Origin of the sequence: Rhodovulum sp. HP10 (assembly GCF_047553435.1) — a bacterium.
GTDB lineage: Bacteria > Pseudomonadota > Alphaproteobacteria > Rhodobacterales > Rhodobacteraceae > Rhodovulum.
Genome location: NZ_CP180201.1, coordinates 1,410,107 through 1,436,239, shown reverse-complemented (window position 1 = coordinate 1,436,239; position 26,133 = coordinate 1,410,107). Strand labels below are relative to the sequence as shown.

Sequence of the window (26,133 nt, the reverse complement as noted above, 5' to 3'; positions counted from 1 at the left end):
CCGCGGGCGATCCTGCCGCGATGGTTCGGCGAGCTTGCAGGGCGGCTGGACGGTTGCGGCTCTGTCGAACGCGTCTCGTGCGCCAGTCGGTGTCCGGTGGTGAAGGCGGAGAGGCACGGGTATGCGCCTCGGGTGGGCGAAGCGCATCTCGACGGGCTCCCGGGCTTTCCGCTATGCGCGTTCGGGCCGCGAGACCTTGCGCCCGATGCCCGGGAAGGGAAACAGACCGCGCCCGCTTGCGGCGAACTCCTGCCTTTGCGGACAGCAGGCGCGGTCGCGGCGGATCACTTGGTGTCCGGCAGGTGCGGCGTCTGCGGCTCTGCCTGTTCCTGCCCGGAGTTCTGGCGGGCGATGATCTCGCGCAGGCGCCTGTCGGCCCGCGTCGGAAGCCCGGCGGGCAGATCCGTCTCGGCCGCTGGCCGGTCGCCAACCTGGATCAGCATCACCATGCCCATCGCGAAATGCGGCGAACACTTGATCCCGTAGATGCCGGGCTCTGTCAGGGTCGCCTCGATCTCTTCGTTGATCTGGCCCTTGAAGGGCTCTGCCCCGACCGGGATCATCCCGTCGATGGTGCCGGCATTATGGCCCGGCGCGGTGGCGAGAAACCGCACGGTATCGCCGGGCTCCATCACCAGATAATCCGGCTCGTAGACCATCGGGCCCGAGGCGTTGCGGTTCAGCATCTTCACCTCGACCGTCTTTGCCGCCGCGAAGGGCGCCGAGAGGATCATGGCGGGCAACAGCACAGAGAGAGCAAGTCTTCGCATCATTTGCGTCTTTCATCAAACAGGCTTGAAACGGAGAACCCGGACACCGTCCGCCGGATCCGTCAACAGATGGGCCTCGACCCCGAACACCTCGCGCAGCAGCGCCGGGACAAGGATCTCGCCGGGCGGGCCGAGCGCGATCAGCCGCCCGCCCTGCAACACGGCCAGCCGGTCGAAGGCCATCGCCTCGTTGAGGTCGTGCAGCGCGGCGATGGTCGTCACCGGCAGCCGCTCCACGAGGGCCATGATCGACAGCCGCGACCCGATATCGAGATGGTTGGTCGGTTCGTCGAGGATCAGCAGCCCGGGCCGCTGCGCCAGCGCGCGGGCGATATGGACCCGCTGCCGCTCGCCGCCCGAAAGCGTATGCCAGTGGCGGGCGGCGAAATCCTGCATGCCGACGGCGATCAGCGCCGCCTCGACCGCGGCCTCGTCCTCGTCCGAGAACGGATGCAGGGCCGAGAGCCAGGGCGTGCGCCCCAGCTCGACCGCGTCGCGGACGGTGATCCGCTCGGTCGTTTCGGCCTGCTGTTCCACCAGCGCCACCCGCTGCGCGACTTCGCGGCGGGGAAGGCGGCTCATGGGGCGCCCCTCCAGCCGCACCTCGCCTTCGCTTGGTGCCCGGATACCGGCCAGCATCCGCAGCAGGCTCGACTTTCCCGATCCGTTCGGGCCGATCAGCCCGACCCTTTCGCCGCGCATGACCGACAGGGTGACGTCAGAGACGATGGCCCGTCCCTGCACCCGCCAGCCAAGGCCTTCACCGCTCAGGATCATTTCCGGGCCCTCCCCCGGATCAGGATCGCCGCGAAGGCGGGGGCGCCGATCAGCGCGGTGATCACGCCGATGGGCAGCACCTGTCCCGGGATAAGGATGCGCGAGACGATATCCGCCGCGATCAGGAACACCGCGCCCGCCAGCGCCGAGGCCGGCACCAGCAGCCGGTGCCGCCCGCCCACCAGGAACCGCATCGCATGGGGGATCACCAGTCCGACAAAGCCGATGGCGCCAACCAGCGACACGATCAGCGCGGTGACCAGAGCCGCCGTCCCGATCAGCACCGCCTGCACCCGGCGCACGTTGATGCCGAGCGAGGCCGCACTGTCAGCCCCGAAGGTGAAGGCGTCGAGGCTGCGCACATGCCAGAGGCAGATCCCAAGCCCCAAGGCCGCGGCAGGCACGGCAATCAGGCTGTCCTGCCAGCGCGCCCCCGAGAGATTTCCCAGAAGCCAGAACATGATGCCGCGGGCCTGTTCGGCATTGGCGGATTTCGCGATCAGGAAGGCGGTCATCGCGTTGAAGAGCTGTGCCCCCGCAATCCCGGCCAGAACGATCACGCCCGCGGCCTGCAGCCCGGTGCCGCCGCCCGCTGCCCGCGCCAGGGCCGCGACCATGACGAAGGCCAGAAGCGCCCCGGCGAAGGCGCCTGTCGACAGCGAGAGCGCGCCCGCACCGAGCCCGGCGACGGTGACCGCAACCGCGCCGGTCGAGGCCCCGGCGGAGATCCCCAGCAGATAGGGATCGGCTAGCGCATTCCTCAGCAGGGCCTGCAGCACGACGCCCGACAGGGCGAGCCCCGTCCCGCAGGCTGCCGCCACCACCGCGCGGGCGAGGCGGTAGTTCCAGACGATGCCCTCGTCGATCCGCGCAACCGGGTAGAGGGTGCCGAACAGCTTGTTGCCCAGCACCTGGAACACGGTCGCGGCGGGTATGCGGGTCTCGCCGATCGCGGTTCCGGCGATCAGCGCGGCCAGCAGCACCGGGGGGGCGATCCACCCCCAGTGCCAGCGGGCCCGACGGGCTCCGGACCTCATTTGCTCAGATCGAATCCGGCCAGCGCCGTGGACAGCTCCTCCAGCCCGTAGATCGCCCGCACGGTCGCTTCCATCGCCTGGAGATCCATCACCACGATCCGGTTTTCCCGGACCGCCGTCATTTCCTTCGCAACCGGATCGGTGCGGAGAAACTCAAGCTTCTTCTCGACATCGTCGGCGGGGAAACGGCGGCGGGTCATCTCGGCCAGTACGATCACCGTCGGATCGGCCTTGGCGATGCTTTCCCAGCCGACGGTGGGCCATTCCTCGTCGGAGGCCACGACGTTCTCGATCCCGAGCTCCTGCATCATGTAGCCTGGCGCGCCCTTCCGTCCGGCCACATAGGGGTCGATGTCCATTTCGGCGGAGGAGTACCAGAACACCGCCGAGACCCCTTCGGGCAGATCCAGCGCCCGGGCATGTTCGATGGCTGCGGCTTCGCGTGCCTTCAGCTCTTCGACCAGCTCGGCGCCGCGATCCTCGACACCATAGATCCGCGCCAGTTCCTCGATCGACCGGTAGATCGAGGCGGTCGAGAACATCTCGGTCCGGGTGCCGTCAGAGCCGCGGCTGTTATCCTTGCTGGCGCAGTCGCTGGGCAGAACGTAGGTCGGCACGCCGACATCATGGAACATCTCGCGGGTGGCGACGATGCCCTGGGGGCCGACATGCCATTCATGTTGCACGGTAACCAGATCGGGCCGCGCGGCCACCACGCTTTCAAAGCTGGGATCGTTGTCGGCCAGCCGCGGGATCCCGGCATTCAGCTCGGCGAATTGCGGCAGGACATCGGTGAACCAGACCGAGGTGCCCTTCACCCGCTCTGCGAGACCCAGCAGGTAAAGGATCTCGGTCGTGGCCTGGCCGACGGTGACGGTGCGCGCGGGGGCGGCGTCGAAGGTCAGGGTCTGGCCGCAATTCTCCAGCGTCAGGGGATAGTCTGTGGCCTGGGCCATGCCCGCGCAGACCATAAGGGCCGCCGAAAGGAAGGCAGTCTTGGTGTTCATGGAAACTCTCCGGAAATTGGCTTCCGGGCCCCGGGGTTTGCGGGCTGGGCGGATGTCAGTTCTTTGGCTGGCGCAAGACGCGCCTGGCTGAGCACGGCCGAAAGATCCGGGCATGAACATCCCTTTCCCCGGGCAACCCCGCCCGGTTGATGGTGGTTTCATGCCGGCAGGTCTCCTGACTGACGGGTCGTCCGCCGGTCCGGCCTTCCCAGGCAGATGCCCAGTGGCGTTGTCGGACCGCCGCTCGCCGCCTACAGTTGCGGGGGCAGTTTCGGTTCGCGGGACATCTGGCCCGCGGCGAATTCCCTTTTCATTCCCAAACGGGAAACCGGCGACCGAGCACAGAGCATGAAACCCCTATTGGGTCAACTGCCTGCCGGTCGCAGGCGTCATTCCGGAAAACCTTACCTCGAGAGCTCGCGGCCTGTCCGTTCTGTCGGGGCGTCACTGTCCTGAAACGACGAAAGCCCTTCCTTTGGCGGTCCCGCCGCCTGATGCGCTCGGGGCGAGCGGCGCCGGGCTGGAGCGGCCCCGCGCGGGTGCGACCGGAGCCCGGATCCGCCTCGCCGGACCGCTCCACGGCTTTTTCCGTGGCTTTATTGCCGCATCCGCGGCGCGGTCGAAGACCTGCCTCATCGGCTTTGCCCGCAACCGCTATTCCGGCGCGGTCTGTTGCGCTCGGGGCGAGCCGGGCAGGGGCGTCCGGATGGCGGAAGGACAGGCGCCGCCCTTCAAAGCTCGCGGGGACTATTGCCGCCTTGCCGGGCGGGCGACGAAGGCGCCTGTCAGAATCAATGGCCCTGCCAGCAGGAAGGCCAGGCCCGGCAGTTCGGCGAAAAAGGCAAAACCCAGCGCCACGGCCCACAGAACCGAAAGATATTCGAAGGGGGCCAGTGCCGAGGCATCGGCATGGCTGAAGGACAGCGTCATCAGAATATGGGCGATACCGCCCGCCAGCCCGGTTCCGATCAACAGCAGGAGTGTTGCCGGACCGGGCCAGACCCAGCCCCAGGGCAGCGTCGCAAGGCCGATCAGGGCCGAGACCACGGCGAACCAGAAGGCGATGGCTCCGGCGCCTTCGCCCAGCAGTGTCAGTCGGCGCACCTGGATCAGCGCACCGGCCGTCAGAGCCGCGGTCAAAAGCCCCAGGGCCACGCCCAGGGCGCCGCTGTCGGGCAAGGCCCCGGCAAAGGCGGGCAGGCAGAAGGCCGCCGCTCCGGCAAGGCCGAGCACGACACCGCCGATCCGGCCTGCGCTCGGCCTCTCTCCGAGCAGAGCCCAGCCCAGCAGGGCCAGCATCACCGGCGCGAGATAGGACAGCATCGTCGCCTCGGCCAGCGGCAGGAGCCGGATCGTCGCAAAGGAGGTGAACATCGCGACCGCGCCCATCAGGCAGCGACCGATATGTCCCATGGGACGGGACGTCGCCAGCCCGCGGGGCCACTCTCCGCGCCACCACAGGAAGGCGATCAAGGGCAGCAGGGCCACGGCCGAGCGGAAGAATACCACCTGTCCCAGCGGGACGGCGTCGCCAAGCGCCTTCACGCAGACGCCCATCATGGCAAATGCGAGGGTCGAGAGCACCCGCAAGGTGATGCCCAGCCGCTCGTTCCGGCCGGCAGGAGGGGGTGCGGCGAAGACCGACCGGTCCGTCATTCTGCCATCATCCGGACCAGGGTCCGGGGCGCGCGCCATACGGACCTTCTCATTCCGCGCTGAACCGGATATGCGGCCGACGCGCATCCTGATAGGTGCAGACATGCGCCGTGACCCTGAACACGTCGCGCAGGACGTCCTGGGTCAGGACAACATCCGGTGTGCCGCAGGCGCGCATGACCCCTCCTTCGATAACCGCAATCCGGTCGCAGAACATGGCCGCGAGGTTCAGGTCATGCAGGGCGATGACGCTGGTCAGATCGAGGTCGCGGACCATGGCCAGTATTTCGATCTGGTGGTGAATGTCGAGGTGGTTCGTCGGCTCGTCGAGGAACATCACCTGCGGTGTCTGCGCCAGCGCCCGCGCGATATGCACCCGCTGGCGCTCGCCTCCCGAAAGGGTCTGCCAGGCCTGTTTCCTCTGCGATGCCATTTCCACGCGTTCCAGCGCCTGTGTCACCGCGGCCTCGTCGGTCTCGGACCAGCCCGCCAGAGCCGAGCGATGCGGGGTCCGCCCGAGCCGCACGACATCGCTCACCGTGACATTGGTGTCGGTGGCAGCACTTTGCTGGACAAAGGCCAGCTGTCGCGACAATGCCCTGCGGGAGACATGGGCGATGTCCTGCCCGTTGATCCGGACCCGGCCCCGCAGCGGGCGCCGCAGCCCCGCCAGCAGCCGCAACAGGGAGGATTTGCCCGATCCGTTGGGGCCGATCAGGCCCAGCGTCTCGCCCGGGGCGACCCTCAGCGAAACGTCCGAGACGATGGTCTTGCGCTTCACGCCCCAGGTCAGGTTCTCGGCCAGAATGCTCATACCTGCGGCCTCGCGCGGTAAAGAATGATCGCGAAGAACGGCACGCCGACCAGCGCCGTCACGACCCCGATGGGCACGGTCTGCTGTGTCGCGATCATGCGCGAGGCGATGTCGGCGATCACCATGAAGACCGCCCCCACCACCGCGCAGGCCGGCAGCAGCCGCATATGCAAGGGCCCGACAACATATCGGGCCGCATGCGGCACGACCAGACCGACGAAGCCGATGGCGCCGACCATGCTGACAATCGTCGCGGTCAGAAGCGCGGTCACGCCGAACAGCGCCAGCCGGATACGGGCAACCGGCACGCCAAGGGCCGCGGCATCCTCGTCGCCGAAGGTGAAGGCGTCGAGCGAGCGTGCTATCCAGATGCAGATGGCGAGGCTGACGATGACCACGACCAGCAAAAGCTGGAAATCCGGCCAGCGCACGCCGCCGAAGCTGCCCAGAAGCCAGAACATCACATCCCGCGCCTGCTGGGCATTGCCGGAGGTCGTGACGATATAGGAGGTCAGCGCATTGAAAAGCTGCGAGGCCGCGACCCCTGCCAGGATCGTGTGGTTCGGCCCGCTGGTCGCGCCGTTGGACAGAAGCGCCACGAGGGCGAAGGCTGCGAAAGCCCCCGCGAAGGCGCCCAGCGACAGCGACAGGCTGCCCGCGCCAATGCCCAGGACGATCACGCAGACCGCCCCGGTCGAGGCCCCCGCCGACACGCCCAGCACGAAGGGTTCGGCCAGTGCGTTGCGCAGCAGCGCCTGCAGGATCGCCCCGCAGATCGCCAGCCCCGCCCCGGACAGGGCCGCCACCAGCGCGCGGCTCAGGCGCAGGTTCCAGACGACACTCTGCTCGATCGGCGGGATCTCGGCACCGGTCAGGCCGAGCTCGTTGGTGACCGACAGGAAGACCGTCCGCAGGGGGATATTGTAATCGCCAAGCGCGGTTGCGGCGGCGATGGCGAAGACCAGGGCGATGAGCGACAGGCCGAGACAGACCGAGAGGCGCGCGGCCCCGTCTTTTGAAACGTCGGTGGACATCACGGCAGATCGAGCGCCTTCAACTGTTCGGCCACCTGCTCGGCCCCGTAAAGGGTCCGGATGCCGGGGTTCATCGCCGCGCCGCTCATGACCACGATCCGGCCGCTTCGAACGGCCTCCATCCGGCTGACGGTAGGGTCGGATGTCAGGAATTCGATCTTGCTTTCGGCTGTGTCCAGATCCCAGCGATCGCGATCGACCTGGGCCACGACGAACACGGTCGGATCCGCCGCGATGATGCCTTCCCAGCCGAGCACGGGCCATTCCGCCTCTGTCCGGATGGCGTTGGACCCGCCGAGGATATCCGCGATATAGCCCGAGGGTCCGTTGCCGCCGCCGAGATAGGCATCATCGGCGGGCGACGGGCTGGAGAACCAGAACAGGAAGGTCAGATCCTCGTTCCTGGCGAATTCCGCGCGCAGGGCCGCCTCGCGCGTCTTGAAATCCTCGATCACGGCCTGTCCGCGTTCAGGCACATCGAAGATCCGGGACAGGTCCCCGATCTCCTTGTACAGCAGCTCCATGTTCCAGAGTTCGTCGCGCGAGCCGTAGGCATCGCCGACATCGAGCGTCGTCGAACAGGCGCTCGGCGACAGGTAGGTCGGAATGGCAAGCTCGTCGAAATCCGAGCGGTTGGCGACCTTGCTGTCAGGGCCAAGCAGCGTCGTCAGCATGGCGGCAACGAAATCGGGCTGCTTGGACAGAACGGATTCCAGGGTCGGGAATTCGACGGTCAGCACCTCGACCCCGTCATTGGCCTCTGCCAGTTCGGGCAACACGGAATTCGGCCAGAAGGCGGTGGCGGCCATCCGGTCTTCCAGCCCCAGAAGCAGCATGATCTCTGCGCTGTTCTGGCCCAGAGCCACCGCGTTTTGCGGTGCCTGGCTGAAGGTGACGCTCTGGCCGCAATTCTCGATGGTCAGGGGGTAGTCGGTTGCGGCCTGTACCGCCATGCCAGAGCCCGCCAGTACAGCGCTTACAAGCGCAAGGATCGCTTTTCTTGACATCGGGGGGGGCCTCCATCAGCGGGCAAACTAGTCAAGAAGCCGGTAAATCCATCCGGGTTGCGATTACAAGAGTGATTTTGTCGGGTTTTCCCGCGCGGGGTACTGTCTCTGCCCCTGCCGCCGGGCGCGGACCGTCATGTTTCACTGCGCTTGGTTCAAGGGCTAAGACAGCGAGGTCGGGGCGTGAGTTCAGCGTCGTTGGCTTGCCTTGGGGGCTTGATGCAGAGGTCCTGCGCTTGTGAGGGGGCGGGGTTACAAGGCGCTTTTGCCCGACAGCCAGCCCGAGAAGAGGCGCATCCCCGGGGTTGCAGGTCGGTCCGACGGCCAGGCCAGGTAGTAGCGCCCGGCCGAGAGCGTGACACCGAAGGGCTGTGCCAGCCGGCCCTGCGCGATGTAGCTTTCGAACATCGTGACCGGCAGCAGCGCCGCGCCGGCCCCCGATGCGGCCAGTTCGGCAAGCGCGACCGAGCTGTCGAACACGGGGCCGGTGATCGGCGGGCAGGCTGTGCCCGCGGCCTCGAACCAGCCCGGCCATTCCGCACTGCGGTAGCTGCGCAGCAGCGTCATCTGGCCGAGATCTGCCGGATGCAGCAGATGTGCGGCCATTGCCGGAGCGCAGAGCGGTGTCAGCGGGGCCTCGATCAGCGGGATTGCGTCATGTCCAGTCCAGCCACCGGTGCCGAAGCGGATCGCCATGTCGAGACCTTCGCGCAGGATCTCGACGCGATTGTTGTTGGTCGAGATCCGCAGATCGATCTCGGGATGTGCCTGCGCAAAGGCCGCCAGCCGCGGCATCAGCCAGCCGAGCGCGAAGGTCGTGTTCACGCCGACTTTCAGCACCTCGATATCGCGCCGCCCGCCAAGTCTCTCCAGCACCCGCGCCATCGCATCGAACCCGTGTTCGAGCACCGGGAACAGCAGACGTCCCTCGTCGGTCGGGACCAGCCCCTGCGAGGTGCGCAGGAACAGCACGACGCCGAGCAGATCCTCGAGCCGCGCGATCTGGTGGCTGACCGCGGCCTGGGTCACGCGCAACTCGATCGCGGCTTTGGTGAAGCTGCCCTGCCGCATCGCGACCTCGAAGACCCGCAGGGCATTGAGCGGCAGGTCAGGGCGGTCCATGGCATTACCTGTTCTAATGTCCGATTATAAGATTTGTCGTTTGAAGCCGAAGTTCAAGCCGAAATATGAGGTTCGTCATGACATCACATGATGTCTTTCCCCGAGCGCCTCAGGCGCGAAGCTCAAAAAGGACGATCCCATGCGCTTTACCGCATCCGTCCTGTCGCGTGTCGCGGCAGGGCTCACTCTCGGCCTGTCTCTGGCCTCCGCATCCCTTGCGCAAACCTCTCTGGAAACGCTCGCGGATACCGTCGAACGGGTGGAAAGCCGACTTGGCGCCCGCGTCGGCGTTTCGCTGGTGGATACCGGTTCGGGGCTGTCCTGGACGCATCGTGAGAACGAGCGCTTCCTGATGAACAGCACGATGAAGGTTCCGCTTTGCGGGGCCGTGCTGGCCCGTCGCGACGCCGGAGAGCTGTCGCTGCAAACCGAACTGCCGGTCCGGAAATCGGACCTTCTGGACTATGCGCCGGTCGCGAAGAAACGGGCTGGTGGCGAAATGACCATCGCCGAGCTTTGCCTCGCCGCGATCGACATGAGCGACAATACGGCCGCAAACCTGCTGACCGAGCATCTGGGCGGTCCGCAGGCCGTGACCCGGTTCTTCCGCAGCGCCGGGGACAGGATCAGCCGGCTGGACCGCACCGAACCCGCGCTGAATACCTTCAACGCCGCCGATCTGCGCGACACCACGACCCCGGCGGCCATGACGGAAACCCTGCGCGGGCTGCTGCTGGGGGATGTCCTGTCCCGGTCTTCGCGCACTCAGCTGGCGGCGTGGATGAGCCAGGGCGGAGTGACCGGCAATCTGTTGCGCGCCGAGGCGCCGGAGGGCTGGGTGATCCTCGACAAATCCGGCAGCGGCACCCATACGCGCAACCTCGTTGCGCTGGTCACACCGGTCGACGCCTCCCCCTGGATCGTCACCATCTTCGTCTCGGATGTCGATGCCGATGCCCAGACACGTAACCGTGCCCTGCAGGATATCGGCCGCGCCGTGATGGCGGTCATGCGCGATTGAAACGCTCCTGCCCGGGGCTCTGTCATCGCGCCGGGCAGGATGCCGTCAGCGTCCATGTGGCGCTATGCGGCCGGTGCCATCGAGAAAGGCCTCTTCCCAAGATCGCTCGTGAGGTGCCGGGCCGCGTCGAGCGTTTTCGGCGCCATCGGCGGTTCTGCCGTTGATGGCCGCCAGCGACCTTCTCCGGGGACCTGCTCTGGCGGGACCGGGGCGGTCGGGCTGTCGTCGTTTCGGCCAGGGACGGCCGCGTCCGGAGGGCACAATGGGAGGGATCCATCGCCGCTGGACCTTGCGCCGCGCCTGTCGGGGCGCCGCAGCATGCTTGCGGGCCTGCGATCGACTGTAGCCCGGGAACGCGATGCCATTCGCTTGTCTCCCCGAGCCACTGGCGGTCAGTGCCTCATTGTCCATCGTGAGAGGGGCCGGTGGGGAAGGGGCAAGATGCAGCAAGCCGGCCGCATTCCAGCAGTCTGCATTGGCGGCAATTCGCCGAAGCCCCTGGCCCACGGACAAAACGGATCGTCGCAGCCAAGTACAGCGCAGGGCGCTGCCATCATGCGACGCGCGCCAGGATGTCTGCTTGCCCGAACGGATCGCCTTTGACCCGCGCCTGCGCCGCGAAGCGAGATAACAGGACCGGACTGCGATGACGGGTGGGGGCTGGTTTGCCTGTGTCTTTCGTCTGACCGCGTGGTGCCACGATGGGACCCCCCGACGGTCAGAGATCTGGCGCAACGACCTTGAAAGGCCTGAAATCCTCGATGCGGCAACGACCCTCATGCGCTGTCTTCTCCAGGCCGGGCTTCATGGGGAAGGGGGCCTTCTGATCATGCGCGACTGGGGGCAAGGACCGATCGGGAAAGACCTCGGCGCCACGTTCTGGGTGGGGGCTGATATTGAACGTGACGCCGAGGGAAGCCAATTGCAGCTACGATTGCAGTGTCTCATCGGAGTTGGGCCCGCAGGGGGAGTTTTGGCGGTTTTTTTGCGGCCTGTGCTGCGGTCTAGCCTTCTTCTTTCAACGGCACGGAGAAGGTCAGCCGGTTCTGCTGGCCGTTGCGGCTGTAGTCGAGGTCGCGTGCGAAGGCGCGGATCAGGAACCAGCCGAACCCTCCTTCCGGGGCGGTCTCGGCCTGAATATCCGCGCCTGTCCTCTCTGCCTCGGGCAGGCTGCCATCGGGCATCGGGCGACCGTAATCGCGCACATCGACCCGGAGCCAGACCCCATCGCGGACAAGACGGAGCTCGATCGGGCCGCGGCGATCCTTGGAATAGGCATGTTCGACGATGTTGTTCAGCACCTCGGCCAGCACGGTCTCGGCCATGCTGAGTGAGCCGTCAAAGGGCATCGACGGGCCGAAGCGTGCCCGCATTTCCAGAAGGGCGGCCCGTACGCCAAGCGGGGTGGCCTCGACCATGAGCGGAGGCTGGCTTTCGGCGGTCCGACGGGACGAAGCGTTCCTTGCCGCCGGGGGCGCCTCGCCATGGGGCGCGCGCGACAGGGTCATGCGATGCCTTGCCTTTCGGGGAAGGCGGTATCCGGGTCGTCATGGATGGTGAAGACACGGTCCATGCGGGTCAGGCGGAAGACCTTGTCGACATTCGGCGTGAGGTTGCACAGCTCGAGCTTGCCCTCCGGTCCGATCAGTTTCATCACCGAGACCACGGCCCCAAGGCCGCTGCTGTCCAGGAAATCGACGCGGCCGAGATCCAGGACGACCCGGGCAGGACCATCGGCCGCCTGTTCGCGCACGGCTTCCTTGAACCGGATGGCGACCGCTGAATCGATCCTCTCCTCGTCGACGACAATGTGAAGAGCGTCGCCGCGCAGTTGGGAGTGCAGTTTCATGCCGTCCTGTCTCCTGCTGACATGTCGGCGAGGCTAGACGCCATTTCTTACCGTCCGGTAATCGTAGATGGGGAAAATGACCGGAGAATGGCATGGAAGAGGTGGTTCTCTGCGGTGCCGCCGCCGCGCCCGGCGGTGCGGGAACCGGGAAGGGACGAGATCCCGCTGCCTGGCCCTTGGGGCAGGGGCGGGGCAGGGGCGGGCGCCGGCACGGATCGGCCAGAGGGGCCGGGAGCCCAGATGCGATGCTGCCCGGCTGCGACGCCATGCCCGGTCGGGCCTTGGCCCTTTCGCAAGAGCGCCCTTTGGGCTAGAGACAGGCCCGACCCGCGACCCCAGAAGGCTCATCCACGATGAAATTCACCCTGTCCTGGCTGAAGGAGCACCTCGAGACCGAGGCCACGCTCGACGAGATCCTCTATGCGCTGACCGACCTCGGGCTCGAGGTCGAGGGCGTCGAGAACCCGGCCCGGGCCTTGCAGGAGTTTACCATCGGCAAGGTGCTCAGCGCCGAGCAGCATCCCGATGCCGACCGGCTGCGCGTCTGTCAGGTCGCGACCGGGCAGGGCGAGAAACAGATCGTCTGCGGCGCCCCCAATGCGCGCGAGGGTATCACCGTCGTGATCGCCCATCCCGGCATGTACATTCCGGGCCTCGACATCACCATCCAGGTCGGCAAGATCCGCGGCGTCGAGAGCCATGGCATGATGTGCTCGGAGCGCGAGATGGAGCTGTCGGACGAGCATGACGGCATCATCGAGCTGCCCTCGGGCGAGGTCGGGCAGAGCTTCGTCGACTGGCTGGCGGCGAACGATCCGGCCAAGGTCGATCCGGTGATCGAGATCGCGATCACGCCGAACCGTCCCGATGCGCTGGGCATCCATGGCGTTGCACGCGATCTGGCCGCGCGCGGGATCGGGCGGCTGAAACCGGTCGAGGTCGCGCCGGTTGCGGGCAGCTTCCCCTGTCCAGTTGCCGTGACGATCGCCCCCGAGATCCAGGCGCGCGCCTGCCCGGTCTTCTATGGCCGTGCAATCCGCGGCGTGACGAACGGACCGTCGCCGAAATGGCTGCAACAGCGGCTGAGGGCGATCGGGCTCCGGCCGATCTCGGCGCTGGTCGATATCACCAACTACTTCACCTATGACATGAACCGGCCGCTGCATGTCTTCGACATCGCCAGGCTCGCCGGGGGGCTCCGGGTCCATGCCGCAGAGGGCGGCGAGGAATTCCTCGCGCTCGACGGCAAGACCTATGTCATGGAGCCCGGCATGACCGTGATCTCGGACGAGACCGGTGTCGAGAGCCTGGGCGGCGTGATGGGCGGCGAGGCGACGGGCTGTACCGAAGAGACTGTCGATGTCTTCCTCGAGGCGGCCTATTTCGACCCGATCCGCACCGCCATGACCGGCCGCGCGCTGAAGATCAATTCGGATGCGCGTTACCGTTTCGAACGCGGCATCGACCCGGCCTGGACGCCCGAGGGCATCGAGGCCGCGACCCGGATGATTCTGGATCTCTGCGGCGGCGAGGCCTCCGATGTGGTGATCGCGGGGGCTGTCCCCGATATGGCGCGGGCCTATCGGCTCGATACCGACCGGGTCGAAAGCCTTGTCGGCATGGAGATCCCGGCCGAGACCCAGCGCGCCACGCTGACGGCCCTTGGCTTCCGGATGGAGGGCGACATGGCGCATGTGCCGTCCTGGCGCCCCGATGTGCTGGGCGAGGCCGATCTGGTCGAGGAAGTGGCCCGCGTCGCCTCGCTGACCCGGCTCGAGGGCCGGCCGATGGCGCGGCCGCAGCCCGGCGTGCCGACCGCGATCCTGACGCCCATGCAGCGCCGGTCCTCGGCCGCGCGGCGGACCTGCGCGGCGCTTGGCTATAATGAATGCGTCACCTATTCCTTCGTCGACCGGGCCAGTGCAGCCCTGTTCGGCGGCGGCAGCGATGCGATGGCGCTGGACAACCCGATTTCCTCCGAGATGAGCCATATGCGGCCCGACCTGCTGCCGGGTCTTCTGCAGGCTGCGGCGCGGAACCAGGCGCGCGGCTTTGCCGATCTGGCGCTCTTTGAGGTCGGCCCTGCCTTCCAGGGCGCCGAGCCGGGCGAGCAGCATATCCAGGCGGCGGGGCTTCTGGTCGGGGCCTCGGCGCCGCGCGACCCCCATGGCTCGCGCCGGCCGGTCGACCTCTACGATGCCAAGGCCGATTGCGAGGCGGTGCTGGCCGCCATCGGCGCCCCCGCCAGGGCGCAGATCCTGCGCGAGGCGCCGGGCTGGTGGCATCCGGGCCGCTCGGGGCGGATCTGCCTCGGGCCCAAGAAGGTGCTCGCGACCTTCGGCGAGCTGCATCCGAAGGTGCTGGCCGAGATGAACGTGAAGGGCCCAGCGGTCGCCTTCACCGTCTTCGTCGAGGAACCGCCGATGCCGCGGCGCAAGAGTGCCACGCGGGATGCGCTGACGGTCTCTGACCTGCAGGCGGTCGAACGCGATTTCGCCTTCGTGCTGGATGCGGGCGTCGAGGCGATCAACGTGGTCAATGCCGCGGCCGGGGCCGACAAGGCGCTGATCGAGGAGGTCCGGGTCTTCGACGAATTCGTCGGCGGTGCGCTGGGCGAGGGCAAGAAGTCGCTGGCGATCACCGTACGGCTGCAACCGACCGACAAGACCCTGACCGAGAAGGATATCGAGGCGGTCGGCCAGAAGATCGTGGCCAAGGTCGAGAAGGCGACGGGCGGCACGCTCCGGCGCTGAACCGCGCAAGGGAGGACGAGGCGATGTTTCAGTCCCGCAAGGCGGCCGGACGGCTGCTGGCCGAAAAGGTTCTGGCTGCGGCCCCGGAAAACCCCGTGCTGCTGGCGCTGCCCCCGGGGGGCGTGCCGGTCGCGGCCCCCGTGGCCGAGGCGCTGGGCTGTCCGCTCGATCTGACCTTCGTGCGCAAGATCGGGATGCCGGGCGATCCGGAGCGCGCGGTGGGCGCGGTGGTCGATGGCGCCGTGCGCGAGGTCGTCCTCGAGGCCGATATCCTTGCCGCCGCAGGACTGAGCCAGGCCGATCTCGCAGCCGAGGTCGAGGCCCGCTTTGCCGATATCGCCGAGGCGCGCTGCCGCATTCTGGGCGGCCGCGCGCCCGAAAAGGTCTCGGGCCGCACTGCCATCCTTGTCGCCGACGGGCTTGCGACCGGTGCCTCGGTCCGCGCGGCATTGCGGGCGCTGCACAATCGCGGTCCGCTCGAGATCTGGCTGGCGGTCCCGGTCGGCCCGCAGGAGGTGGTCTGGAAGATGCGCGGGATGACCGACCGGCTGATCTTTCTGGACGCCCCCCGCGATTTCCGCGGCACGGCCGCCCATTACGCCGATTTCGCTCCGGTCGGGGACGACGAGGCGGTCCGGCTGCTCGATGGGGTGCGGGCGCGGCGCTGACGCCGCGCCGCCCGCATCAGGCGCTCAGACCGCCCTGCAGCGTCGGCACGTCGAGTGCCGAGAAGCCGTAATGGCGCAGCCAGCGCAGGTCGCTGTCGAAGAAGGCGCGCAGATCGGGAATGCCGTATTTCAGCATGGCCAGCCGGTCGATCCCGATACCGAAGGCAAAGCCCTGCCACTCAGCGGGGTCGACGCCTGCCGCGCTCAGAACCTTGGGATGGACCATGCCCGAGCCGAGGATCTCCATCCAGTCGTCGCCCTCGCCGATCTTCAGCGAGCCGCCCGCCCAGGAGCAACGGATATCGACCTCGGCCGAAGGCTCGGTGAAGGGGAAATGCGAGGCGCGGAAGCGCAGCTCCACCCCCTCGACCTCGAAGAAGGCGCGGCAGAACTCTTCCAGCACCCATTTCAGGTTGGCCATCGAGATGTCGCGGCCGATCGCCAGCCCCTCGACCTGATGGAACATCGGCGTATGGGTCTGGTCGTAGTCGCAACGATAGACCCGGCCCGGCGCGATCACCCGGATCGGCGCGCCGGTCTCCTGCATCGCGCGGATCTGCACCGGCGAGGTATGGGTGCGCAGCACATGCGGCGGACGGTTGTCGCCCTCGGCGCGGGACATGAAGAAGGTGTCATGCTCCTGCCGGGCAGGGTGCTCGGGCGGGATGTTCAGCGCGTCGAAATTGAACCAGTCGGATTCGATCTGCGGCCCCTCGGCGACCGAAAAGCCCATATCGGCGAAGATCGCGGTGATCTCGTCGGTGACCTGGCTCACCGGATGGATCGTGCCCTGCCGCCGCGGCCGCCCGGGCAGCGTCACGTCCAGCCATTCGGCCCGAAGCCGCTCGTTCAGCGCGGCATCTGCCAGCGCCGCCTTCTTGGCCGCCAGCGCCGAATTGATCTCGTCCTTCAGCGCGTTCAGCTTCGGGCCTGCCTGCTGGCGCTCTTCGGGCGTCATCTTGCCCAATTCGCGCATCTTCAGGCTGACTTCGCCCTTCTTGCCGACGGCCTGCAGCCGCAGCTCTTCCAGCGCCGGCTCGTCGGCCGCATCGGCAATCGCGCCAAGATATTTCTGCCTGAGATCGTCCATGCGGGCCGCCCCTTCACATCCGTTCGGCGGCGTCGATAGCACAGCGCCCCGGGAAAGCAAATGCACCGCTCAACCCGATGCGCGCGCCAGCAGCCGCGCCAGTCGCGCCCGGGCCCCGGGCAGCGGCCGGTCGCCCAGCGCGGGCGCCAGCCGTTTCGAAAGGAAATGCCCGGTCAGGCGCAACCCTGCGGCAATCTCGCCGGGCAGCGCCGCCCCCTGGCCCATCAGGCAGGGCGGCAGCGGCAGCAGCCGGTCGGCCCAGTCGCCCGCGCCCGCCCGGCTGACCGCGCGGCCGCTTTTCGGCGAGACGAAGACCAGATCGTCGCGCGCGCCGGTGACCGCGCAGCGGCCGAGATCGAGCCCGAATCCCATCTCCTCCAGCAGCGCCATTTCCCAGCGCAGATAGGCCAGCGGCCAGTCCCCGCCCTCGCCCAGAAGATCGAGCAGCGCGACCGAGCGGGCGTAAAGTGCAGGATGCGGCGCCCGCTCGGGCAGGGCAAAGGCCAGAAGCGCCGTCACCGCATCGAGCCCGGCCAGCGCCGCCGGGTCGCCCATCACATGGCCGAGCCGGCTGCGCAGCGGCTCGACCGCGAAGGCGCCGAGATGATCCTCGAGCCGCGCCCTCCAGACCACCGAGAGCTGCGCGCCCGGCTGCAGCACCGGCGCCAGCCGCCGCCCCGCACCGCCCCGCACCACGCCCGGATGGCGGCCATGGCCGGGGGTGAACAGATCGACGATGGCCGAGCTCTCGCCATGCGGACGCATCGCCAGCACCACCCCCTCGTCACGCCACTCGATCACCGCCTCACCCCCGCTTCGGTCTTCTTCTTGGCGAAAATACCCATGACGCAACGGTGCCGTCACGCAAGCCCGTCGGCATCCAGCAGATGGCGGCCGCCACGGTCCTCGACCTCGATCACCCAGAGATCCGGATCGAAGCCGCGCTGGCGCCCGATGGCGGCATCGACCCCGGCCTCGTCGCCTTCGGCCAGCTCCATCCAGCGCCGCTCGCCCGAACTCAGATCGAAGGCGCGCTGAAAGGCGCGGGCCTGCCCGTCGAGCGTGTTGAGCTTTACCAGAACCGCCCCGGCCGTGTCGTCGCCATGCGCCACCACGAAGGCCGGAATGCCCTCGAGCCTCAGCCGCGCCAGATAGGCCTGCACCCAGAATTCCGCGGTCAGACGCATGCCGCCTCCCCTTGGCCTGCCCGGCGCTTCGCTCTAGGCTGCGGGAAGGCTACAGAAAGAGGCTCGCGACCCATGAAGGCCATCCGCCATATTCCGCCGTTCTTCCTGATGATCTTCGGGGTCGGCATCCTGTTGAACCTCATCGTCCTGACCGGGCTGTCGCAGGCGCCCATCCTCGTCATCCTGCAGCTTTTCGCAACTCTGGCGATGTGCGCGGCGCTTTATGCGCTGATCATCCGGCATTTCATGACCCGTATCGGCGGGGCTTCCGGGACCGGCGGGTCCGACGTCTGAGGCCGCCTGCAGTCGGTCGCCTGCGCCCGGCCACCGGGCGCGCTACTGGCTCTCGGCTGCTCCGTATCCTGAGGCCTTAAGCGATTTCATCGCCCGGTTACAGGGGGGCGGTCACATCCTCAAAGCCGAGAAAGAGCTCCAGAGGCGAAAGAGCCCCGACACGGCCCGGCAGGGACAGCATGGCGCCTGCAAAGCCCCTGCCCAAAGTCCCGCCCAAAGTCCCGTCCGCGGGACGCGTCCCGCCTGAGCGAGCAGCCGCATTCCTCGTGGAAAGGGCAAGGGGGCGCCTTCCGAAATTGGGCTCCGCAACAAGGTCTGGTCCAGGTGACAGGACCGGCACGAGGGCAGGGTCGGGGCGTGAGACCCGCGAGATGCGTCAGGTCAGGAAGATCAGACCAAGACGCTTCGGGCGGCCATTCCGCGAGACCCGACCGTCGCGTGACGCAATTCCGGATGTCACGGAGGGGCCATCCAGGGGCGCGAGCCCTTGCGCGGCGCAGGAGAGGACCGGCCGCGATCTCCGGTGTCTCGTCCGTCCGGCGCTCGGAACTTGCACCGGCGGACCGAACCGGCTACCGCGCGGCGCATGGACAGCTATGCGCCCCCCGACACGCCGCTCGAGATCCTGCATCAAGACCATGAGCTTCTGGTGGTGAACAAACCCCCGGGCCTGCTTTCCGTGCCGGGCAAGGGGCCCGATCTGGCCGATTGCCTGCTGGCGCGCCTGCAGGCGGTCTTTCCCGAGACGCTGCTCGTGCACCGGCTCGACCGCGACACGTCGGGCGTCATGGTCTTTGCGCTGACCCCCCATGCCCAGCGCCATCTGGGCCTGCAATTCGAAAAGCGGCAGACGAAGAAGACCTATCTCGCCCGGGTCTGGGGACGGCTCGAGCCCAAGACCGGCACCGTCGATCTGCCGCTGATCGTCGACTGGCCGAACCGGCCGCGGCAGATGGTCGACCCCGAGAACGGCCGCCCGGCCATCACCGACTGGCGCGTCGTCCGCCATGAAGAGACCGCGACCCGGGTTCGACTGTTTCCGAAAACCGGGCGCAGCCATCAGCTTCGGGTGCATATGCTGGCATTGGGCCATCCGATCCTCGGCGATCCCTTCTATGCCGAAGGCCATGCGCGTGAGGCGCCCAGGCTGATGCTGCATGCCGAGGCGCTGCGGCTGCGTCATCCCGATGGCGGCGCAGGCATGAATTTCACCTCCCGGGCGCCGTTCTGACACCCCTGCGACATGTCGCTTTTGCAGTTGCAGCAAAAAGGGGGATGCACATGCAGCAACTGGAACCTATCTAAAGAGCGGAACGCGTTTCTCATTTCGAAAGGAGCCCCGCCCGTGTCCTTGCGCATCAACGACACCGCCCCGAATTTCACCGCCGAGACGACCGACGGTCCGATCAACTTCCATGACTGGATCGGCGACAGCTATGCCGTCCTGTTCTCGCATCCGAAGGATTTCACCCCGGTCTGCACCACCGAATTCGCCGCCGCCGCCCGGCTCACGGGCGAGTTCGCCAGGCGCAATGCCAAGATCATCGGCCTGTCGGTCGACCCGGTCGAAGAGCATGCGAAATGGAAGGCCGATATCGAGACCCATGCCGGTTGCGACGCCTCCTTCCCGATCATCGCCGATGAGGGGCTGAAGGTCGCCAAGCTTTACGACATGCTGCCGGCCGAGGCCTATCTGCCCGACGGCCGCACGCCGAACGATTCCGCCACGGTGCGGACCACCTTCATCATCAATCCCGACAAGAAGATCGAGCTGATGCTGATCTATCCGATGACCGTGGGGCGCAATTTCGACGAGATCCTGCGGGTTCTCGACGCCATCCAGGCCAACAAGACCGGCCCCTTCGCCACGCCCGCCAACTGGCGCCCCGGCGAGGACGTGATCGTTGGCCTCTCGGTCTCGACCGAGGAGGCGCGCGCGAAGTTCGGCGAGGTCGAGGAGATCTTCCCCTATCTGCGCAAGGTCAAGCAGGCTGGCTGAGCCCGGCCGCTCCTCCCGCTTGGCTTTGCCGGGGGGAGCGCCTATCTGGGGGGCGTCACGTCCCCGGGGGCCCGCGATGCGATCCGAACTGATCCTTTCGACCTACAATAATCCGCGGTCGCTGGCGCTCTGCCTCGAGTCTGTGGCCTGCCAGCGGGTCGCGCCCGGCAGCATCTGCGTCGCCGATGACGGCTCGGGCCCCGAGACGAAGGCGGTGATCGACGCCTTCGCCGCGCGCCATCCCGAGCTGACCCTCCGCCATCTCTGGCACGAGGATCGCGGCTTCGAGAAGGGCGCGATCCTGAACAAGGCCATTGCCAGCTCAACAGCCGATATCATCGTCTTCATCGACGGCGATGTGCTGATCCATCCAGATTTCGTCGGGCGGCATCTGGCGCTGACCCGGCCGGGGCGCTTCGCGACCGGCAGCCTGATCCGACTTGATGCCGAGGCCACCGCCGCCGTCACCCCCGGGCTGGTGCAGGACGGCACCGTCTTCGATCGCCGCTGGCTGTCGGAACATCGCGCGATCCGCAAGCTGTCGACCTGGCTCAAGACCCGGCCGTTTCCGGTGCCGGTCATGGCCGTGCTCGACCGGCTCTCGCCGGTGACGCGGGCGCTTTGCGGCGCCAATGCCTCGGTCTGGCGGGCGGATCTGCTCAGGATCAACGGCTATGACGAGACCATCAAATATGGCGGGCAGGACAAGCATCTGGGTGTGCGGCTGAACAATGCCGGGGTGACGGGCGTGCATCTGCGCTATTCCGCGCCGCTGATCCATCTCGACCATCCGCGCGGCTATGCCGACCCCGAGAAGATGCGCCGTCACAAGGCGCTGATCCGTGCCGCGCGCAAGAGCGACGTTTTCTGGACCCCGGATGGCATCGTCAAGGGCGAGGCCGTTGCGGAAGGCCGCGGCGGGAAGGCCTGACCGGGATGGGGTTGCCGATGGGCGGGCGTGGTCGGCCGGGGCCGCGCGGCGGGCGGTTCAAAGCGCCGATGCGCCAAGAAGGAACCCGTACAGGATGAAGCAGGCCGCCAGCACCTGCCGGAGCCGGGTATTCATCACCGCCCCGAGCGCGAGCCTGCCGAGCCAGGCGCCGAGCGCGGTATAGGTGCTGTAGGACAGCGCCGTCAGCGTTAGTGCGGTCGGCACGATGGCGGTCATCTGCCGGGCGATCGGCACGCCCGGTTCGACGAATTGCGAGAAGGCGGCGAGGTAGCCCGCGACGCTTTTGGCATTTACCGTCGCGATCAGGAAGGCGCGGCCATAGATTGAGGCGCCCGAGGCGGGGCGCGGGGCAACCGCGATGGCGGCATTGCGCCAGCCCCGCAGCCCGAGCCAGATCAGCACGGCCGCGCCGACAAGCTTGGCCCAGCCAAAGACCGTGGGGCTGGATGCGATCAGCGCGGTGATGCCCGCCGCCGACAGGGTCAGGAACAGCGCCGCCTGGGTCAGGATCGCCGCCACGCCCCAAAGCGCGCGCGGCAGCCCGTGGGTCATGCCATTGGTGATGCAGTTGACCGCGTTCGGGCCCGGCGTGGTGACGAAGAGCGCCCAGAACAGTGCGAAGACGGCCCAGGCCCCGAGGCTCATCGCCGCGCGAAGGTCTGGGCCAGGAGCCGGGCCAGACCGTCGGCATCGGTCGCGTCGAAGGCGGCCGGTCGGTCGCTGTCGATATCGAGCACGCCCAGAAGCGCGCCCGTCCTGTCATGGACCGGCAGCACGATCTCCGAGCGGGTGGACGAGGCGCAGGCGATATGGCCCGGAAAGGCCAGGACATCGTCGACGATCTGAACCTCGCCGCTGCGGGCTGCCGCGCCGCAGACGCCGCGCGAGAACGGGATTGTCAGGCAGCCATGCCCGCCCTGATAGGGCCCGATCTTAAGCATTTCGGCACCGACATTGCGGTAAAAACCGGTCCAGTCGAAGCGGTCATCGGCATGGTGCAGCTCGCAGGCCATGGTCGCCATGAGCGCCACCGTGTCGGTCTCGCCTTCGGTCAGCGCCGCAAGCGTTTGCGACAGGGCATCATAATCGATACGCATTGTTCTCTCCGTCTCCGGCAGGTGCCCCCTTGCCGATCCTCTTGCCTCTCTGGCCTGCGGCGCGTCGCTCCCCTCTGCCTCGGGCCCGGCCCCTCTCTTAGCAGACCGGGGCCTTTCCGCCACGCCTTCCGTATCGCGGCGGTGATCCGGCGCAGGCCATGGTCCGGCGCCCGTCTGCGGCCATACCCGCAGAGAGCATCATGCTGGCTGTGATCCGGGGATTCTCCGGGAGGGCTGGGATGGCATGCAGGACGTGCCCGGCGGGAGATCCGCGCTGCATCCGTCCGGCATGCCCGCCGACAGGGGCTCGCGCCGTGAAAAGGGCCGTGAAAAGGGCCTGAACAGATCGTGTCGGCATGGTCCGGGTCAGGATGTTCAGCCGGAGCATTGCCGGGAAAACCCGATCCTGCCCGGGCCGGAAAGCCCGGCATCGGTCCGGACCGAAACGGAAAGAGGCGCGGCCCTCGCGGACCGCGCCTCTTTCTTCCGGATATTCCGAAGCCCTTATTCGTCGGCTTCGGCTTCCTTTTCCTTGGGGGCTTCCTCGCCGGTGGCCTGGTCGATGCATTTCATCGACAGACGCACCTTGCCGCGATCGTCGAAGCCCAGAAGCTTGACCCAGACCTCCTGGCCTTCCTTCAGCACGTCGGAAGGATGGTTCAGGCGGCGGTTCTCGATCTGGCTGACATGGACGAGGCCATCGCGCTTGCCGAAGAAGTTCACGAAGGCGCCGAAATCGACGATCTTGACGACGGTGCCCTTGTAGATCTTGCCTTCTTCCGGCTCGGCCACGATCGAGTAGATCATGTCATAGGCCTTCTTGATCGCATCGCCATTGGCCGAGGCGATCTTGATCACGCCATCGTCGTTGATGTCGACCTTGGCGCCAGACACTTCCACGATCTCGCGGATGACCTTGCCGCCCGAGCCGATCACTTCGCGGATCTTGTCGGTGGGAATGGTCATGGTTTCGATCCGCGGCGCATAGGCCGAGAAATCGCCGGCTTCGGTCAGCGCCTTGGCCATCTCGCCGAGGATGTGCATCCGGCCGTCCTTGGCCTGGGCCAGGGCTTTCTCCATGATCGCAGGCGTGATGCCCGCCACCTTGATGTCCATCTGCAGCGAGGTGATGCCCTTCTCGGTGCCCGCGACCTTGAAGTCCATGTCGCCGAGATGGTCCTCGTCGCCGAGGATGTCGGTCAGGACCGCGAATTCGCCATCCTCTTCCAGCACCAGACCCATGGCCACACCGGCCACCGGGGCTTTCAGCGGAACGCCCGCATCCATCATCGACAGCGAGCCGCCGCAGACGGTGGCCATCGAGGAGGACCCGTTCGATTCGGTGATCTCGGAGACCAGGCGGATCGTGTAGGGGAAGTCGGTGGGCGCGGGCAGAACCGCCTGCAGCGCGCGCCAGGCCAGCTTGCCATGGCCGATCTCGCGGCGACCGGGGCTGCCCACGCGGCCGACTTCGCCGACCGAATAGGGCGGGAAGTTGTAATGCAGCAGGAAGTTCGAGCGGAAGTTGCCGTGCAGGGCGTCGATGATCTGTTCGTCATCGCCGGTGCCCAGCGTGGTCACGATCAGGCCCTGGGTCTCGCCGCGGGTGAACAGCGCCGAGCCATGGGTCCGGGGCAGAAGGCCCACTTCGCATTCGATCGGGCGCACCTGGGTCAGCGCGCGGCCGTCGATCCGGCGGCCATGCTTGACCACGTCCGAGCGCAGCACGGTCGATTCCAGCTTCTTCATCGCCGAGCCGAGATTCGGATCTGCCAGCTGCTCTTCGCTCAGCGTGGCCTTGATCTCGTCCTTGGCGGCAGACACCGCGGCGACGCGGGCCTGCTTGTCGGTGATGGCATAGGCGGCGCGCATCTTGTCTTCGCCGGCGGCCTTCACGGCGTCGTACAGCGCCGAATAGTCCGGAGGGGTGAAGTCGAAGGGTTCCTTCGCGGCCGCTTCGGCCAGGCTGACGATCAGGTCGCAGACCGGCTTGATGTTCTCATGGGCGAAGGTCACCGCGCCCAGCATCTCGGCCTCGGTCAGCTCGTAAGCTTCGGATTCGACCATCATCACCGCATCGCGGGTCCCGGCGACCACCAGGTCGAGGCGCTGATCGGGGTTGTTGCGCAGCCCCTGCATGTCGTCGACATCGGGGTTCAGCACGTATTCGCCGTCGACGAAGCCGACGCGGCAGCCGGCGATCGGGCCCATGAAGGGCACGCCCGAGATGGTCAGCGCGGCGGAGGCGGCGATCATCGCCACGATGTCCGGGTCATTGACCAGATCGTGGGACAGCACGGTGCACATCACCAGAACTTCGTTCTTGAAGCCGGGCACGAACAGCGGACGGATCGGACGGTCGATCAGGCGGGCGGTCAGCGTCTCTTTTTCGGACGGCCGCGCCTCGCGCTTGAAGAAGCCGCCGGGCACCTTGCCCGCAGCATAGTATTTTTCCTGGTAATGGACGGTGAGCGGGAAGAAATCCTGCCCTTCCTTCTGTTCCTTGGCGAAGGTCACGTTTGCCATGACCGTCGTTTCGCCCAGGGTGGCGATCACGGACCCGTCGGCCTGACGGGCAACCTTGCCCGTCTCCAGCGTGAGGGTCTCTTCCCCCCACTGCATCGATTTGGTCGTCACGTTGAACATTCAGCGTATCCTGCAAGGGAGCACTCCCGGGCCCTCCCGGGTCTCCCGTTTGAAATGGCGGCCCCATTGCCGCCGACCCCTCCTATCGTTCGCGAGTGCCGGGGTCCGGGCACAACGTCTCAGATGCGTGCGGCATAAGGAAAATCGCGCCGTTTGGAAAGGACGAAGTCGTTAATGGACAGGGGCAGTCCCGGCTTTTTGACCGTCCTGGTGAATTGCGTGCCGGGTTGCACGGGCCGAAACCCGGATATGCCCAGTTCAGGTCTGGAGCAGATCGAATTTTCATGGATGCTGGCCGCAAATCAGGGACCATCGACATATCCGCGCGAGCATACAGGAGTTAACCCCATGGAAACGAAAGCATTCGGCACAATTTCGCTGGAAGACGGCCAGGCCACGCTGCCGGTGGGTCCCGGGATCGTGCGTCCGGCCAGCCTGGATGCGCTGGCGACGCTGAAGGATCGCGAGGCGATGGCCGCGCTGGCGCAGTTTCTCGACAGGCTGCCACGGCATATCGAAAAGGCGCGCGAGCATTTCCTCGACAATTACGAGGAAGTGGCGGCCAATGTTCCGTCATGGCTGCATGAGAACGCGCCCGAGGTCTTCCGGGCGATGTTCGGCGATGCCGCGCCGTCCGGGATCGATGCCGAGGCGCTCTGGACCGCGCTCGATCTCAGTTCGGTCTGGACCCGCGACGACAACGTGGTGGTGCTCGATCTCGGCTTCCGCGAAACGCCGATGACCCATGCCTTCGCGGCCGAATTCAACTATGACGGCACCTTGACGGGTCTTGCACTGGCCAGCTGACCCGGGCGGGCAACCGCGTCTCGGGACATGAGAAAACACATGAAAAAAACCGCGTCCCGAGGGGCGCGGTTTCCGTTTCAGGCCATGCGCCGGTCTTAGCGGCGGATGCCCAGGCGCTTGATGAGGTCCTGATAGCGGGCCTCTTCCTTGCCTTTGAGATAGTCCAGAAGCTTCCGGCGCTGGGCGACGAGCTTGAGCAGACCACGGCGGGAATGGTTGTCCTTCTTGTGGGTCTTGAAATGCTCGGTCAGCGTGGTGATCCGGCTGGTCAGGATCGCGATCTGGACTTCGGGCGAACCGGTGTCGCCGTCCTTCGATCCGAATTCCTTGATCAGGCGGGTTTTTTCTTCGGCAGTGATCGACATCGGGGTCTCCTTGTCTGAGAAGGTGATGGCGCAAGCCGGGATGTCGTCCAGCAGGGCCCTTGGAGAAAGGCCGCCCCAGCGCGGGACGGATGCGGGCATATAGGGGATTCTCGCGGATTTTGAAAGCGGAACCTGCGGGGCGCGCGATGCGGGCGCCCATGGCCCGGTCCGCCTCGGCCCG

26 protein-coding genes and 1 riboswitch are annotated in these 26,133 nt (G+C 66.9%); of the genes, 8 read left to right on the top strand and 18 right to left on the bottom strand.

Annotation, left to right across the window (positions count from 1 at the left end):
- Positions 1–284: 284 nt before the first annotated feature.
- From ACK8CO_RS06630 to ACK8CO_RS06590, 9 genes are all read right to left on the bottom strand, one after another.
- Positions 285–773: a pseudoazurin gene (locus ACK8CO_RS06630; protein ID WP_414898604.1), complete on the bottom strand. Its 489-nt coding sequence runs from the start codon at positions 771–773 to the stop codon at positions 285–287.
- A 12-nt stretch (positions 774–785) separates the two neighbouring features.
- Positions 786–1,547 carry an ABC transporter ATP-binding protein gene (locus ACK8CO_RS06625; RefSeq protein ID WP_414898603.1) on the bottom strand — a complete coding sequence of 254 codons (762 nt, stop codon included), beginning with the start codon at positions 1,545–1,547 and terminating at the stop codon, positions 786–788.
- Positions 1,544–2,584, bottom strand: a complete 1,041-nt coding sequence (locus ACK8CO_RS06620; RefSeq protein ID WP_414898602.1) for a FecCD family ABC transporter permease — start codon at positions 2,582–2,584, stop codon at positions 1,544–1,546. Before ACK8CO_RS06620 ends, ACK8CO_RS06625 begins: the two co-directional genes overlap by 4 nt.
- The gene (locus ACK8CO_RS06615) at positions 2,581–3,591 is read right to left on the bottom strand and encodes an ABC transporter substrate-binding protein (protein WP_414898601.1); all 1,011 of its coding nucleotides are present in this window, start codon (positions 3,589–3,591) and stop codon (positions 2,581–2,583) included. Before ACK8CO_RS06615 ends, ACK8CO_RS06620 begins: the two co-directional genes overlap by 4 nt.
- A gap of 147 nt (positions 3,592–3,738) precedes the next feature.
- A riboswitch (cobalamin riboswitch) is annotated at positions 3,739–3,939 on the bottom strand.
- 399 nt (positions 3,940–4,338) lie between these two features.
- A complete protein-coding gene (locus ACK8CO_RS06610) occupies positions 4,339–5,247 on the bottom strand; it encodes a DMT family transporter (protein WP_414898600.1) in 909 nt (302 codons plus the stop codon).
- A gap of 49 nt (positions 5,248–5,296) precedes the next feature.
- Positions 5,297–6,061 carry an ABC transporter ATP-binding protein gene (locus ACK8CO_RS06605; RefSeq protein WP_414898599.1) on the bottom strand — a complete coding sequence of 255 codons (765 nt, stop codon included), beginning with the start codon at positions 6,059–6,061 and terminating at the stop codon, positions 5,297–5,299.
- A complete protein-coding gene (locus ACK8CO_RS06600) occupies positions 6,058–7,095 on the bottom strand; it encodes a FecCD family ABC transporter permease (protein ID WP_414898598.1) in 1,038 nt (345 codons plus the stop codon). The genes ACK8CO_RS06605 and ACK8CO_RS06600 overlap by 4 nt, the downstream gene beginning before the upstream one ends.
- Complete coding sequence (locus ACK8CO_RS06595; RefSeq protein WP_414898597.1) at positions 7,095–8,102, bottom strand: ABC transporter substrate-binding protein; 1,008 nt, start codon at positions 8,100–8,102, stop codon at positions 7,095–7,097. The genes ACK8CO_RS06600 and ACK8CO_RS06595 overlap by 1 nt, the downstream gene beginning before the upstream one ends.
- A gap of 252 nt (positions 8,103–8,354) precedes the next feature.
- The gene (locus ACK8CO_RS06590) at positions 8,355–9,224 is read right to left on the bottom strand and encodes a LysR family transcriptional regulator (RefSeq protein WP_414898596.1); all 870 of its coding nucleotides are present in this window, start codon (positions 9,222–9,224) and stop codon (positions 8,355–8,357) included.
- A gap of 139 nt (positions 9,225–9,363) precedes the next feature.
- Between ACK8CO_RS06590 and bla the strand changes: the two genes are divergently transcribed.
- Positions 9,364–10,245: a class A beta-lactamase gene (gene bla / locus ACK8CO_RS06585; protein WP_414898595.1), complete on the top strand. Its 882-nt coding sequence runs from the start codon at positions 9,364–9,366 to the stop codon at positions 10,243–10,245.
- 1,004 nt (positions 10,246–11,249) lie between these two features.
- Here the strand turns inward: bla and ACK8CO_RS06580 are convergent.
- A complete protein-coding gene (locus ACK8CO_RS06580) occupies positions 11,250–11,753 on the bottom strand; it encodes an ATP-binding protein (RefSeq protein WP_414898594.1) in 504 nt (167 codons plus the stop codon).
- Positions 11,750–12,094: an STAS domain-containing protein gene (locus tag ACK8CO_RS06575; RefSeq protein WP_080615241.1), complete on the bottom strand. Its 345-nt coding sequence runs from the start codon at positions 12,092–12,094 to the stop codon at positions 11,750–11,752. The genes ACK8CO_RS06580 and ACK8CO_RS06575 overlap by 4 nt, the downstream gene beginning before the upstream one ends.
- A gap of 353 nt (positions 12,095–12,447) precedes the next feature.
- On the opposite strand from ACK8CO_RS06575, the gene pheT reads away from it, so the two are divergent.
- On the top strand, positions 12,448–14,847 hold the full coding sequence (gene pheT, locus ACK8CO_RS06570) for a phenylalanine--tRNA ligase subunit beta (RefSeq protein WP_414898593.1): 2,400 nt from the start codon (positions 12,448–12,450) through the stop codon (positions 14,845–14,847).
- A 23-nt stretch (positions 14,848–14,870) separates the two neighbouring features.
- On the top strand, positions 14,871–15,515 hold the full coding sequence (locus tag ACK8CO_RS06565; protein ID WP_414898592.1) for a phosphoribosyltransferase: 645 nt from the start codon (positions 14,871–14,873) through the stop codon (positions 15,513–15,515).
- A 16-nt stretch (positions 15,516–15,531) separates the two neighbouring features.
- Here the strand turns inward: ACK8CO_RS06565 and pheS are convergent, their stop codons facing one another.
- From pheS to ACK8CO_RS06550, 3 genes are all read right to left on the bottom strand, one after another.
- The gene (pheS, locus tag ACK8CO_RS06560) at positions 15,532–16,605 is read right to left on the bottom strand and encodes a phenylalanine--tRNA ligase subunit alpha (RefSeq protein ID WP_414898591.1); all 1,074 of its coding nucleotides are present in this window, start codon (positions 16,603–16,605) and stop codon (positions 15,532–15,534) included.
- Between the two features lie 69 nt (positions 16,606–16,674).
- Complete coding sequence (gene recO / locus ACK8CO_RS06555; protein WP_414898994.1) at positions 16,675–17,403, bottom strand: DNA repair protein RecO; 729 nt, start codon at positions 17,401–17,403, stop codon at positions 16,675–16,677.
- 62 nt (positions 17,404–17,465) lie between these two features.
- Positions 17,466–17,792 (bottom strand): DUF1491 family protein, encoded by a 327-nt coding sequence (locus ACK8CO_RS06550; RefSeq protein WP_080615245.1) that lies wholly within the window; start codon positions 17,790–17,792, stop codon positions 17,466–17,468.
- A 72-nt stretch (positions 17,793–17,864) separates the two neighbouring features.
- Between ACK8CO_RS06550 and ACK8CO_RS06545 the strand changes: the two genes are divergently transcribed.
- The 4 genes from ACK8CO_RS06545 (at position 17,865) to ACK8CO_RS06530 (ending at position 21,016) form a co-directional block, all read left to right on the top strand.
- The gene (locus ACK8CO_RS06545) at positions 17,865–18,086 is read left to right on the top strand and encodes a hypothetical protein (protein ID WP_414898590.1); all 222 of its coding nucleotides are present in this window, start codon (positions 17,865–17,867) and stop codon (positions 18,084–18,086) included.
- Positions 18,087–18,672: 586 nt separating this feature from the next.
- Positions 18,673–19,317 (top strand): RluA family pseudouridine synthase, encoded by a 645-nt coding sequence (locus ACK8CO_RS06540; protein WP_414898589.1) that lies wholly within the window; start codon positions 18,673–18,675, stop codon positions 19,315–19,317.
- Between the two features lie 114 nt (positions 19,318–19,431).
- A complete protein-coding gene (locus ACK8CO_RS06535; RefSeq protein ID WP_414898588.1) occupies positions 19,432–20,085 on the top strand; it encodes a peroxiredoxin in 654 nt (217 codons plus the stop codon).
- A gap of 76 nt (positions 20,086–20,161) precedes the next feature.
- The gene (locus tag ACK8CO_RS06530; RefSeq protein ID WP_080615249.1) at positions 20,162–21,016 is read left to right on the top strand and encodes a glycosyltransferase; all 855 of its coding nucleotides are present in this window, start codon (positions 20,162–20,164) and stop codon (positions 21,014–21,016) included.
- Between the two features lie 57 nt (positions 21,017–21,073).
- On the opposite strand, the gene ACK8CO_RS06525 is transcribed toward ACK8CO_RS06530, so the two are convergent.
- The 3 genes from ACK8CO_RS06525 to pnp all read right to left on the bottom strand — a co-directional run bounded on the left by ACK8CO_RS06525 (position 21,074) and on the right by pnp (position 24,780).
- A complete protein-coding gene (locus ACK8CO_RS06525) occupies positions 21,074–21,682 on the bottom strand; it encodes a LysE family translocator (RefSeq protein WP_414898587.1) in 609 nt (202 codons plus the stop codon).
- Entirely contained in the window at positions 21,679–22,134 is a 456-nt protein-coding gene (locus ACK8CO_RS06520) for a GAF domain-containing protein (protein WP_080615251.1), read from the bottom strand. The genes ACK8CO_RS06525 and ACK8CO_RS06520 overlap by 4 nt, the downstream gene beginning before the upstream one ends.
- A 504-nt stretch (positions 22,135–22,638) precedes the next feature.
- Positions 22,639–24,780, bottom strand: a complete 2,142-nt coding sequence (gene pnp, locus ACK8CO_RS06515; protein ID WP_414898586.1) for a polyribonucleotide nucleotidyltransferase — start codon at positions 24,778–24,780, stop codon at positions 22,639–22,641.
- Between the two features lie 348 nt (positions 24,781–25,128).
- On the opposite strand from pnp, the gene ACK8CO_RS06510 reads away from it, so the two are divergent.
- Positions 25,129–25,587, top strand: coding sequence for a hypothetical protein (locus tag ACK8CO_RS06510; protein ID WP_080615253.1), 459 nt, complete (start codon positions 25,129–25,131; stop codon positions 25,585–25,587).
- A gap of 95 nt (positions 25,588–25,682) precedes the next feature.
- Here the strand turns inward: ACK8CO_RS06510 and rpsO are convergent, their stop codons facing one another.
- The gene (gene rpsO, locus ACK8CO_RS06505; RefSeq protein ID WP_080615254.1) at positions 25,683–25,952 is read right to left on the bottom strand and encodes a 30S ribosomal protein S15; all 270 of its coding nucleotides are present in this window, start codon (positions 25,950–25,952) and stop codon (positions 25,683–25,685) included.
- Positions 25,953–26,133 lie beyond the last annotated feature (181 nt).

Excerpts from the sequence above, each read along its gene's own strand:
- rpsO (WP_080615254.1), bottom strand. The coding sequence starts at position 25,952 with ATGTCGATCACTGCCGAAGAAAAAACCCGCCTGATCAAGGAATTCGGA.
- ACK8CO_RS06625 (WP_414898603.1), bottom strand. The coding sequence starts at position 1,547 with ATGATCCTGAGCGGTGAAGGCCTTGGCTGGCGGGTGCAGGGACGGGCC.
- ACK8CO_RS06540 (WP_414898589.1), top strand. The coding sequence starts at position 18,673 with ATGGACAGCTATGCGCCCCCCGACACGCCGCTCGAGATCCTGCATCAA.
- ACK8CO_RS06610 (WP_414898600.1), bottom strand. The coding sequence starts at position 5,247 with ATGACGGACCGGTCGGTCTTCGCCGCACCCCCTCCTGCCGGCCGGAAC.
- pheT (WP_414898593.1), top strand. The coding sequence starts at position 12,448 with ATGAAATTCACCCTGTCCTGGCTGAAGGAGCACCTCGAGACCGAGGCC.
- ACK8CO_RS06620 (WP_414898602.1), bottom strand. The coding sequence starts at position 2,584 with ATGAGGTCCGGAGCCCGTCGGGCCCGCTGGCACTGGGGGTGGATCGCC.
- ACK8CO_RS06630 (WP_414898604.1), bottom strand. The coding sequence starts at position 773 with ATGATGCGAAGACTTGCTCTCTCTGTGCTGTTGCCCGCCATGATCCTC.
- ACK8CO_RS06565 (WP_414898592.1), top strand. The coding sequence starts at position 14,871 with ATGTTTCAGTCCCGCAAGGCGGCCGGACGGCTGCTGGCCGAAAAGGTT.
- ACK8CO_RS06545 (WP_414898590.1), top strand. The coding sequence starts at position 17,865 with ATGAAGGCCATCCGCCATATTCCGCCGTTCTTCCTGATGATCTTCGGG.
- ACK8CO_RS06615 (WP_414898601.1), bottom strand. The coding sequence starts at position 3,591 with ATGAACACCAAGACTGCCTTCCTTTCGGCGGCCCTTATGGTCTGCGCG.
- ACK8CO_RS06575 (WP_080615241.1), bottom strand. The coding sequence starts at position 12,094 with ATGAAACTGCACTCCCAACTGCGCGGCGACGCTCTTCACATTGTCGTC.
- ACK8CO_RS06520 (WP_080615251.1), bottom strand. The coding sequence starts at position 22,134 with ATGCGTATCGATTATGATGCCCTGTCGCAAACGCTTGCGGCGCTGACC.
- ACK8CO_RS06590 (WP_414898596.1), bottom strand. The coding sequence starts at position 9,224 with ATGGACCGCCCTGACCTGCCGCTCAATGCCCTGCGGGTCTTCGAGGTC.
- pnp (WP_414898586.1), bottom strand. The coding sequence starts at position 24,780 with ATGTTCAACGTGACGACCAAATCGATGCAGTGGGGGGAAGAGACCCTC.
- ACK8CO_RS06605 (WP_414898599.1), bottom strand. The coding sequence starts at position 6,061 with ATGAGCATTCTGGCCGAGAACCTGACCTGGGGCGTGAAGCGCAAGACC.
- ACK8CO_RS06595 (WP_414898597.1), bottom strand. The coding sequence starts at position 8,102 with ATGTCAAGAAAAGCGATCCTTGCGCTTGTAAGCGCTGTACTGGCGGGC.
- ACK8CO_RS06510 (WP_080615253.1), top strand. The coding sequence starts at position 25,129 with ATGGAAACGAAAGCATTCGGCACAATTTCGCTGGAAGACGGCCAGGCC.
- pheS (WP_414898591.1), bottom strand. The coding sequence starts at position 16,605 with ATGGACGATCTCAGGCAGAAATATCTTGGCGCGATTGCCGATGCGGCC.
- ACK8CO_RS06580 (WP_414898594.1), bottom strand. The coding sequence starts at position 11,753 with ATGACCCTGTCGCGCGCGCCCCATGGCGAGGCGCCCCCGGCGGCAAGG.
- bla (WP_414898595.1), top strand. The coding sequence starts at position 9,364 with ATGCGCTTTACCGCATCCGTCCTGTCGCGTGTCGCGGCAGGGCTCACT.
- ACK8CO_RS06530 (WP_080615249.1), top strand. The coding sequence starts at position 20,162 with ATGCGATCCGAACTGATCCTTTCGACCTACAATAATCCGCGGTCGCTG.
- ACK8CO_RS06550 (WP_080615245.1), bottom strand. The coding sequence starts at position 17,792 with ATGCGTCTGACCGCGGAATTCTGGGTGCAGGCCTATCTGGCGCGGCTG.
- ACK8CO_RS06600 (WP_414898598.1), bottom strand. The coding sequence starts at position 7,095 with ATGTCCACCGACGTTTCAAAAGACGGGGCCGCGCGCCTCTCGGTCTGT.
- ACK8CO_RS06525 (WP_414898587.1), bottom strand. The coding sequence starts at position 21,682 with ATGAGCCTCGGGGCCTGGGCCGTCTTCGCACTGTTCTGGGCGCTCTTC.